General features: G+C 43.5%; 9 protein-coding genes. All 9 read right to left on the bottom strand.

What is annotated here, in order from left to right:
- Positions 1-314: 314 nt before the first annotated feature.
- The 9 genes from GX839_07620 to GX839_07660 all read right to left on the bottom strand — a co-directional run bounded on the left by GX839_07620 (position 315) and on the right by GX839_07660 (position 10,124).
- Entirely contained in the window at positions 315-1,076 is a 762-nt protein-coding gene (locus tag GX839_07620) for an ABC transporter ATP-binding protein (GenBank protein NLB05320.1), read from the bottom strand.
- Positions 1,066-1,854 carry an ABC transporter permease subunit gene (locus tag GX839_07625; protein NLB05321.1) on the bottom strand — a complete coding sequence of 263 codons (789 nt, stop codon included), beginning with the start codon at positions 1,852-1,854 and terminating at the stop codon, positions 1,066-1,068. The genes GX839_07620 and GX839_07625 overlap by 11 nt, the downstream gene beginning before the upstream one ends.
- 14 nt (positions 1,855-1,868) lie before the next feature.
- Positions 1,869-2,846: an ABC transporter substrate-binding protein gene (locus tag GX839_07630; protein ID NLB05322.1), complete on the bottom strand. Its 978-nt coding sequence runs from the start codon at positions 2,844-2,846 to the stop codon at positions 1,869-1,871.
- Positions 2,847-2,875: 29 nt separating this feature from the next.
- Positions 2,876-4,150, bottom strand: coding sequence for an ATP-grasp domain-containing protein (locus GX839_07635; GenBank protein NLB05323.1), 1,275 nt, complete (start codon positions 4,148-4,150; stop codon positions 2,876-2,878).
- A 222-nt stretch (positions 4,151-4,372) separates the two neighbouring features.
- Complete coding sequence (locus tag GX839_07640; GenBank protein ID NLB05324.1) at positions 4,373-5,164, bottom strand: hypothetical protein; 792 nt, start codon at positions 5,162-5,164, stop codon at positions 4,373-4,375.
- Positions 5,151-6,626, bottom strand: coding sequence for a lipopolysaccharide biosynthesis protein (locus GX839_07645; GenBank protein NLB05325.1), 1,476 nt, complete (start codon positions 6,624-6,626; stop codon positions 5,151-5,153). The genes GX839_07640 and GX839_07645 overlap by 14 nt, the downstream gene beginning before the upstream one ends.
- Positions 6,627-6,628: 2 nt before the next feature.
- The gene (locus GX839_07650; protein NLB05326.1) at positions 6,629-7,666 is read right to left on the bottom strand and encodes a glycosyltransferase; all 1,038 of its coding nucleotides are present in this window, start codon (positions 7,664-7,666) and stop codon (positions 6,629-6,631) included.
- 115 nt (positions 7,667-7,781) lie between these two features.
- Positions 7,782-8,756 carry a hypothetical protein gene (locus GX839_07655; protein ID NLB05327.1) on the bottom strand — a complete coding sequence of 325 codons (975 nt, stop codon included), beginning with the start codon at positions 8,754-8,756 and terminating at the stop codon, positions 7,782-7,784.
- Between the two features lie 54 nt (positions 8,757-8,810).
- Entirely contained in the window at positions 8,811-10,124 is a 1,314-nt protein-coding gene (locus GX839_07660) for a hypothetical protein (protein NLB05328.1), read from the bottom strand.
- Positions 10,125-10,412: the final 288 nt, after the last annotated feature.

Genomic DNA, 10,412 nt, shown 5'->3' on the forward strand with positions numbered 1-10,412 from the left:
CATGGAGCGGCTCATGCCTTGGAGTGATTACATGCAGTCAATCTGCGCTGTGCCGGCCAGAAACACTAGCTCCCTGTTTTCCGTCCCATAGCCCAGTAGCCGGAGACGTCCAAGAAAGGACGCTTACATTATATCAAGTGATTGAAACTTATCTTTGCCCACAACCCATTTCATTTTTGGAAAGCTTGTTCCGCAACAGAGACGCAACTTACTCTCCTTGAGTTAACCTTCCATTATGCATGGATTTCGGCAGGGAACAGGCTAAAGGCAAGTGTCTCCTCCTTGAAGCAGCTTGCAATGCTCATATCAGCTGTTTACTGATTCTCCAAGTAATCAAGAATTTTTGACCTCATCCTGATCCGCAAGTCCTTTTCATCAGGTTTTTGATAAGCCTCGTTGAGGACAACCCCTCGCATGGCGCCAGCCAATTTACCCATTACCACAATACGATTTCCAAGCGTTATGGCTTCTTCGATGTTATGCGTAACAAACAAGGTTGTCACATTATGCTGCTCACAAATATTGCGGACCAATACCCGCAGCTGCTTTCTTGTAACGTCGTCCAATGCTGCGAAAGGTTCGTCCATCAAGAGAACCTTTGGTTCAAGTGACAGCGCCCGTGCTACTGCGGCACGTTGTTTCATTCCTCCTGAAAGCTGATGAGGATAATAGTCCGAATATCCGCTTAGTCCAACTGCACTCAAAAGCTCAAGGGCCCGTTCCTTCGCAGCCTTTCGGTTCGAAATTTTTCTTGTTGCACGGAGCGGATGAACGATATTATTGACTATTTTTTTCCACGGAAGCAGCTGGTTGAAATCTTGGCCAAGCAAAATGACTTCCCTATTGGGGTATCGATGGCTTACCCCATCCACAAGTATTCTTCCATGATCCGGTTGCTCCAACGCCGCGACAATTCTCAAGAGAGTGGATTTACCGCACCCAGAGTGACCCAAGATACATACAAACTCGCCATTATCAATGTCAATTGAAATGTTATGAAGTACATTCAATTCTTTTCCTTGGTTTCTAAAGGATTTCGAAATACCTTCAATCGAGACCATCGCCTCAGCTTTCATCACTCATGCCCCATTTGACGGTGGTATTTTTTTCAAGCAAACGAAACGCTTGTTCAACCAGAATACCGATGACGATAATGACTATCACTCCCGAGAAAACATTTGTTACATTCGCATACGCCCTGTTTGTATAAATATAATAACCGACACCCCCAACGGTTCCTATCATTCCGAAAACCATCTCAGCACCAATCAGCGCTCGCCACGCACGGCCCCATCCAACTCGGAGCCCCGCCACCAAATAAGGCATGACCGAAAATATCTGGACGTGCAGAAGGCTGTTTACAGGACTCAAACCGATATTTTTTGCCCATTCTTTGTAAACCGTCGGGATCGACCTGAAACCCACCAGCAGATTGGTTGTAAGCGGCCACAGAACGCCGTGAACGATCAAGGCCAACATAATGCCGTTACCGACACCGAACCATATCATTAGAAGGGGCAAAACCGCTATTCCCGGGAGAGGATTGAAGATCGTGCATAGAGCAGACACAAGACTCTCAATGGTTTTTGAGCAGATACACATCAAGGCAATAATGGATGCCAATCCAAAGCTCATTAAAACTCCCAGGATTACAAGTTTCAAGGAGTTTAACACTTGTAATCCCAAGTAACCTGTGAACAGCTCCAAAACAAGGCGTTCCGCCACTTTGGAAAATGGAGGTAGCAGATACTGGTTCACTAGATTTAATCGTGATGAAACTTCCCAAAAAATAATTATGAGCAAAAACCAGAAGACGTTTTGTATGAACTTCATTCGGGAAATTTTTGTCTTCATTAATCTGGATCTTTCTAATGTTGCCGCAAAGCTTCAAAAAAATCGTAGTCTTCGAGTTTCCTGGGTTCCTTTGATAATATTCCGGCGTTGAACAGCAACATGGCTTGCCTATTGAACATATCTGGAGTCAATCGAGGTGATGGAGGCATTTCTGCGATAACCTTGACAAGTGTATCCGAATCCGTGTCCAATCCCTCTTCAATGAGAATATTTGCAGCGTAATCCGGGCGGCTTAGAATCAGGCTGACAGCTTCATTTTGAGCTTTGATAAAAGCGGAAATGATGTCTGGATTTTCTTTATAGAATGACTCGGTAACGATGTAGGCAGAGCCAATGCCATACTCCCTTGTGACATCAGTCATATCCGCAATCATGTGCAAGCTCTCCTCCGACTCCGCTTTCATATTCGTGCTAAACGTGAAGATGCTGGCGTCAATGCCGGAGCCTGAAGTCAGTGCTGCCAATGCCTCTGCATTGGGCATGCTAACCAAAGCATCTGCCAAGGCATTCGAGTCACCCAAAACTTCCTGACAGTATGCGAGAAAAGATATATGAAGATTCGTTGACAAATTTGTCAATGAAATTCTCATGCTTGGGTCCAGGTCATGTATTGACTTGATGAATTCATCCCGGGCGTATAGCTTTGTTGGCGTCGATGACGAAAAAGAAATCAATCTGAATGGAATGCCGTTCTCCAGTGAAGTGATTGTGGTAATAAGAGCTGGAGAAGCGATGTCGATTGTCCCAGTTAGCATTGCATCCCTGATCTCCGGTCCAGTTTGAATGTTGACCCATTCAACTGTGACGTCACTGGGAAGATATTTTTCGAATAGACCTTCATGACGGATAATGATCGAAGTTGCAGCAACATAGTTCCCTTTTGAGTAGTTCACTGTAACCTTTTGCTTCTTTTCTTTCCCACAAGCGAACAAGGCTAACACTGAAATTAGGACCTGCAAAAGGCAAACCATGGCTAATATCGTCTTTTTCATGCAACATGCCTCCCCATATTTGCCCACCTTTACAGATCCTTTTTGTTGAAACTTTTTAATAGCATATCATTCCCCTCCAAATCAGTGACTCTGATACGAGATTGAAGATATTCCGCTGCATCTAGTATTTCAATCATGCTGCCCGCCACCAAATGGATTCGCGCTGCAACTTGGCTAAGTGTTCCGTACTCAGTGATAACATCGCCTTCTCTTCGTTGTTGCGTCACGTTGATTACGTTGGGGTGGTCATTTGCTTCGTCAATACCATCAATATTTCCAATAAATCCAGGTTTGACAAGAACAGACAAAACCATCGCACACTTGTTTTTAAGAGATCCATCAATGGTATGTGACAGATTTTCATCTGACATACTTCCGCTCAAGGCAAACCTGACCAACATCTCCAATTGATCGACGCTATTGACGCTCTTAAGGATGTAGTACCCCTGACCACCCGTAATCCGGAAAGCAGGATCATAAAACATGATTCGATCGTTTTCGATGAAGGCCTGAAGTGACATGACGCCATTTTTTATCCCGCAATCCCGAAAAAGATCGAGCATCTGTTCGTGGGTCGTTGTGTAATAGAGTTCACTGTGCTTTGAAGGATAGATCAAAGCTGACGGCAGCGTTCCTACACCCTTCTGCTCCGAATTGACATAACGATCCGACATCATCGTCACAACGACTTCACCATCTTGAAAAATATAATTGACTGTGAAGTCATCACAATCCATAAATTTTTCAATAAGTACTGTGTTGGAGCGAGAATTTTCCTTTGCTTTATGGAATGCTCCTCTGAGCTCATCTTCGTCATAACAAACAGAAATTCCCCTGGCACTGTTACTGTCAACGGGCTTAATCAGCACAGGATATTCGATACCTTCCAAATCACTTTTCAACAGTCTCTCATCCAGCTGGTACTCTGGGACAGTTGGAAGGCCAAAATCCCTCAATTTGGCTTTCAAACGCTTTTTGTCAGTGAATACCTCGACTTGATTTCCGGTAGCGTAACAATGCTTCCCCGTACGCTCGCATACTTGCTGGTAGCTGCGAACAAGGATATCGGCACATCCGACCATTACACCGTCAATATCCTCATCATTAACAATTCCGCAAAGAAGATCTACATTGAGGCAATCAGCCAAAACCGGCACCCTTGCGAATCTTTTGGCTGGAGAGTCCTCGATGTGATCAGCAACATAGGTAACCACTCCCAATTGATTGGCTGCATTAACCAGGGGTATGGTCTCCGTCGTCGCACCGAGAATCAGAATTTTTTTACCGCTGAATTCTCGCCTCACAAAATTCACCTCAAAAAAAGGATTTGACCTTCTTGGCTCCACTCCAGTTCAGTCGTTCAAAATGTAAGAATACTTGTGTTTTTCGGTTGCAGTGGGCTAACCCATTAATCGATCTCGCATCAAACTGCGCATTATATCGCGAAACAGGTAACTTCTGAGAAAATGAGGAATGTTTGCCAAGCTCGCTCCACAGTAATCCAATCGATTTGAGAGCCGTTTTTATCATTGTAAAGACCTAAGAAAATCAATCGTCCGTTTGGCATTGCTACTGAGAGACTCTTCCATGTTGACTCCCAATATTGTGACTTTGTGTTTTTCCAGTAACGAAATCTTTTTGCTCGCAAAATCCAAAGACTGTTGGCTAAACCGTCTTAGTTCATCCTCATTGGAAAACCTATCAAGAATCGTTCCGCCAGTCAGGAACATTTTCTTCTTTCTTCTCTTCAAATTCACTTCAAGACTCGCAAAACAATGGACAACTCCCACTGGTATTAGTCCTGTGTTTTGTTTCTTATGGTATTCAAAAATCACTCCTGCTCGATCCGGATCACCAAAAACTGGCAAGTTATGGATAATCCCATCGTCATACACGGTAAGTTCCTTTGCTCCAAGGTAATCCAATGGCATAATATCCCGCGTAAGGACTTTCTGATAAAACGAAGCTAGTGCAAGTTTTTGCATTGGACGAATCTCCACATTCTCTGATAAGTCCCTCCAGATTTCCCCAGCGATATCTTCATACCTCAAGTGCAGTCTGTCCACAATTTCCCTATTGTATCTATTGAGAATTAAAACCGCTATACCTGATCGATGCTGGCGAAACAAATTCATCTTCAGCAATAGCTGCAGATGCTTAAGATACTTCACATCTCTCACATCGACAGCTTTTGCAAGCTTAATTTTCATCTCTTCGAGGGAAAGCCATTGGTCATTTTCTGTTTTTAACTTCATGACCTCCCGCATCAGTGTGGTCTTTCCAACTCCTGAGGCACCAATCATCTCAATTCTTTTCATTCGTATGACCCATTGATTTTCTTTTAAAAAAATCTTTTGCTGCTGAAACCAAATATCGATAGCTCTCCAAACCCAAAATTTTAGCCAGAACCACATACAAAGCAAGCCCAAAGAGAATCTGAAGGACCATTGTGGGCAACGCTGCCAAACCAACCCATCGCAGACAGAATATAGCGGACCCCATCACTATGGATAAAATGAGTGACGGCAAAATATCTGTGATTTGCTCCTTGTAACCATAAAGCAGCAATTTTTTATTCGGGTGAGCATTCACAAAAGATGCAATAATTCCGTTCAAAACTTGGCCCAGTGCAATGGCATATGGGCCCCAAAAGGCGGTAATGATTAGTATCAGTATTCCGATGATTCTGCGTATCACATTTAGACGCAGGTAAGTTCCGCTATAGCCCAGCCCTTTAATTGCTTCCAAATTGGCAGAGTGAATGGGGTAAAGTGCATAGCTTGCACAGAAAATTCGAATATAGGGCACTGCTGGTAACCACTTTTCCGTCATTAAGAGCAATACAAGCGGTTCTGATATTACTGCCAACCCTACCATTAAGGGAAAAACGATGAATGAGCTTGAAGTGATCGATCTCCTCATCATGCTCTTCACTTTGGATCTGTTATCCTGCTGTGAAGCCAGGACAGGGAACATGACCGCTTGAATTGATCCGTCGATATTTGAGACGATCAGAGACGGGAACTTGCTACCCCTGTTGTAATATCCGAGGGTAGCCGGTTGGTACATTTTTCCAATGATTAGGCTTCTCGCCTCTCGATACCCCGTTGTCAACAAAGATGCCGCCAGGACTTTCCAGCCAAAGGAAAAATGCTCCTTGACTCTGTCCGTGGAAAATTGAAAATGCGGTCTCCAGCGAAGCGTAAACCAAAGAATGGCCGTTATAAAAAAGCGGTTGGCGATCGACTGCCATACCAATGCCCATACTCCAAATCCGGCGTAAGCCAAAGCAATCCCAACTGTGCCTGAAATCACAAGCGCACCTGTACTCCGCACGAATAACAGCTTGAATTGCAGCGTCCTTGAGATGATAGCGTTTTGAACCGCGTTCAAAGCACCAAAAATCAGGGTGACTGATAGTACCCGAATTATCGGTGTAATCTCAGGTATTTTGTAAAATCTTGATATTGATGGAGCCATCAAAAAAAGAACTGCATAGAGTAAAAGAGAAATGGATAAATTGACGAAAAATACTGATGAGTAGTCAACTTCATCCACCTCCTTTTTTTGAATAAGAGCTGTACCAAAACCGCTTTCGACAAAGAGTGCCGCTATCGAGGTAAAAACGGTTACCAAGGCAATGGTACCGTAATCTTCCGGCATCAATAATCGGGCAAGCGCAATCGAGATTAAAAAACTAATCGCCTGTGAACCACCCCTTTCCATGAATTTCCAAAAAAGGGAGGAAATTATTCTTGATTTATTAATCTCAACACCCATGTCTATTGCAGCTGCCTAGCGTGTGAACGCGTCTCCGACATCTCTAAATGACCAAAATTGCGGCTCGATATTACTCTGGAACATCTTCGGGCAATCTTCGCCAATAAGTGAGCCAATCGCGGGAACACACTCAACATTAAGGTCTTTCCCATCCTAATGAATCCGTACTCTTTCAGATAATCTCTATACACTTGCCTTGCAGAATGGTTGAATTTTCGCTGCATCAAAAGAATTTGAGTCTTGGTTTGCAGGATACTTTTTCCAATTTCAGAGTCGTACCTGTAATCATAGTATTCATTCGCTTTCTCAAGTGTTTCTATTCGGTTTTTTTTATGAGCGATGTCGATTTCCTTGCTGTAGTGTTTCCGATATTCTGACATAAGAGACCCTTCTACACCGCGCCTGTAACAAGACATAAGTTCATTCATATAATAGACTTTCCCTTCGGCACGGTAGAACAATGCGTTCGCATAGTCACCATGGTTGGCATGGGATACCCATAACGGTCTTTTCTGAAGAAAATATTCTCTCCGAATCAAGCGCGAAGAAACATGCACACATCCTCCCTGTGCTGCCTCGGCTATGGTAATGTCCCTGCTGAAATTGCTTTTAATCCCAAGTATTTCACCTGTTGGCTTTTTGTCAACATCAACAACGGAAACAGCGTGGAAACACATGCTGTAGTCTCTGTTTTGTTCTAGGAATTCGACCTGCTTTTTGAGTTTGCGAGTATCACACCAGTAATCGTCACCCTCGCATGTTGCGATGAACTCACCTTTGACAAGTGGCGCAATATGCGTTTGCATATTAGATATCTTTTGAGAATATTGATTTTCTTCTTGATAGATACCTCTGATAATGTTTGAATTTTCTCTCTCATACTGACGAATGATCTTCGCTGTCTGGTCAGTAGAAGCGTCATCGTGAACAATAATCTCATAAGGAAAATCACACTCCTGTGACAAGAAACTGTCCAGGGCATCCGCGATGAATTTCTCGTGGTTAAAAGTTAAACAACAAATACTAACTAGTGGTCTCATATTTTTCTCAGACGAAACGAAAACAAGCCTTATTGTTCTTGCGAAAATGCTTGACGTTTATTTCTGATTTCTATACCTCGCAACTTCCAGTCTTAGCTTTCCATACGATCGATTTTCATAAACCATCATTCCATTTTCTTGACTGGCTCCTGGGTGGAAGCTCAAGATAATCCCCAAATCTTTCCAAACACTCTTTCGAAAACTCCTTCTTAAACCCACCAGTTGGGAAAAAGGTCATTTCGCCAAAAACAATTCTCCCTTCCGCTACATAAAAATCGACTCGAACAAAAGGGAATCCGGACGATAACCCTCTGGCAATTTGGTATATCTCTTCGAGCTTTTCTGGCCTAGGATATTTTTCTGGACTGGAGGGATACTTGTCCGTGACACACTCTAACGGAGTCCAATCAAAATCGAAAACAGCGCGATCGGCTGAAATAAATGTTCTGCTGTCCTTACCCGAATACACGACCAGAAAACGCGGCTCTCCGTTGAAGCAGAAAACTTTGTAATCTCTCGGAAGTCTGCCGTCCTCGGATGCAAGATTTTTCTCTGCAATGATCAGGGGAACGATATGGTTATAGTGGTATTCACCTGAAATAAATCCATTCTTCACCTTCAGCCATTTGTTCAGCTTCTTCACAGTTTCTTTTTTGTTCAAGTTGGTTTTGTCCTCACAGATGATATTCGTTCCCGACGCATGGTTGCACTTCAAAACAAATCGTTTGGGTAAGCTCTGGAAGTTGATATCTCTCGCACTCATGTACACAGCATACAATTCATTCAGTATGTTGCCATATCCCTTCTCTGCGACATATTCTCTTACCCGGTATTTATCCGCACATTGGATATAAAGAGAATCACGGTAGTTGATTTTTAGCCACTGAAGCTTTTGATTCAAGTCTTTGGGATTCTTCAGGTCCAGCTTTTCACCCATGCGAATATAATAAGTCAATCGCAAGGTTAAAGACATAGGGATGACGGGATGCAGTCTGTGCAGGATTGGTGGAATCTTGACCATCAGCTTTTTGAGCAGGACCGTCCTGTTTACCACACCTTTCAACAGAAGTATTATTGGAATTTTTGCCATGTATTAGAGTTTTCTTCCTGCGAACACGCCATTGACAGCCTCATAGACCTGCAGCTAAACCTTCCCCGTAACACCAGCAACGGGACATGGTTTTTCTGATTCAGTTTGTGTACCACCTGCAATTGCCCTCACACCATCCCCCCAAATAAATAACGCAATTAAATACCACAAGTGAGTCGTTGTCCAAATAGATCCTCCAACGAAGGCTTTAGGGAAAACCATAAACGCAAATATCGCCACCAGTTCCCCATAAGGCGTTTTTCTGAACAGCCAGATGTTATAGAGCGTATAGCACAGCAAACACACAATTATTGCGGTTCCTGCGAGATAACCGAATGTTGCCCAGGTATCCAAGAACAAGTTGTGAGCCAGGATCCCACCTAAGACCTTAACAGCGCCAAACGCCCCATATCCGACAATTGGCGATTGATTAATGAGCCCCGTCAATCGCTGGTGGATGACATCCCTTCCGGAAGAACCTGCTATGCTGCCGCTAGACAGCTTCCTTATGGTTCGACTGCTGAAGTTGATCTTCTCCAGAAACCGGCCGACAAACTCCCCAATGCTCACATGATAAACAACCGCAAGAGCTATTGCAGCAATAACAAGGATGGTCAGAGGCAAAAAATAGTTTGTTGATTCAAAATGACGTATCAAACAATAAAGGAAAAATGCTCCAATACACAATAAGGGAGTCCGTGATCCCAGCATGACAACAGCGATCGTGCAGGATACAGCGAGCAAAAAATCGAATACTTTCTTCTCTCTGAATGACTTTGAAAAAAGAACAATGGCGGGGATCATCGTGTTGAACCCATAACTCATACTGTAATCATTGATCATTTCAAGTTTAAAGAAGACGATCAACGCAAGGATCACTAATGCAACGGATGCCATTAAATAGGCAGCACGATAAAACCAGCCCAAGAAGTCCTTAATACTGGTAATTAAGGGCAAAAGGAGAACCACAGGAACACACTCTGCCAAGTAGGTCATCAATCCTGGAAAGACATACCTGTAGCTTAGCAAGTCAGGGTTAAGCAGAAATGACAAAGAGAGAAACGAGAGGGAGAACATCAATACGAAAAACGACCCCCGATTAATTTTGTATTGCGACAACTTGAAGGCATGAAAATATAAAATTAGCGATAACGAATAAACGATGACATTCAAATGAAAATTCATTTGATTAAAGTAAGGCAGTGTACTTGCAAAAAGATTTTTCGCTGCGGTCAAAGATATTTGGAAGAGTATCGCAAATCCAACTGCCTGGTCGACACCAGCAGCCCGATAAGCAAGCGTGCGGCCTTGGCTCAGATATACTGTGACTCCGCATTGAGCATTTTTCCGGCAATTGATTTGCTTCATCTCCCAAAACTCTTCGGCAAGTCCGCCGCTTGAAACCGTCCTTTTGTCCCTTCTGAAAAATTGAAAATACTTTCAAATTCAACGATGATCAAGTCAGGATCCATTGTACCAGAGCGTACATCACGTCCAGCCTCACCTTCCTTCATGACCGAGTCAAGTTGTTGTAGGTCAGAAGAGAATTCAATGGACTCTCCCTAAGCCGCCATCGGTGATTGCTTTTTGCAAACGGTAGAGCGGAGTCCCCCGTTTGTTGGTCCATGGGGCCGTCGTAGGTGATCCGCAAAACCG

The sequence above is a fragment of the Fastidiosipila sp. genome (genome assembly GCA_012511175.1).
Taxonomy (GTDB): domain Bacteria; phylum Bacillota; class Clostridia; order Saccharofermentanales; family DTU023; genus UBA4923.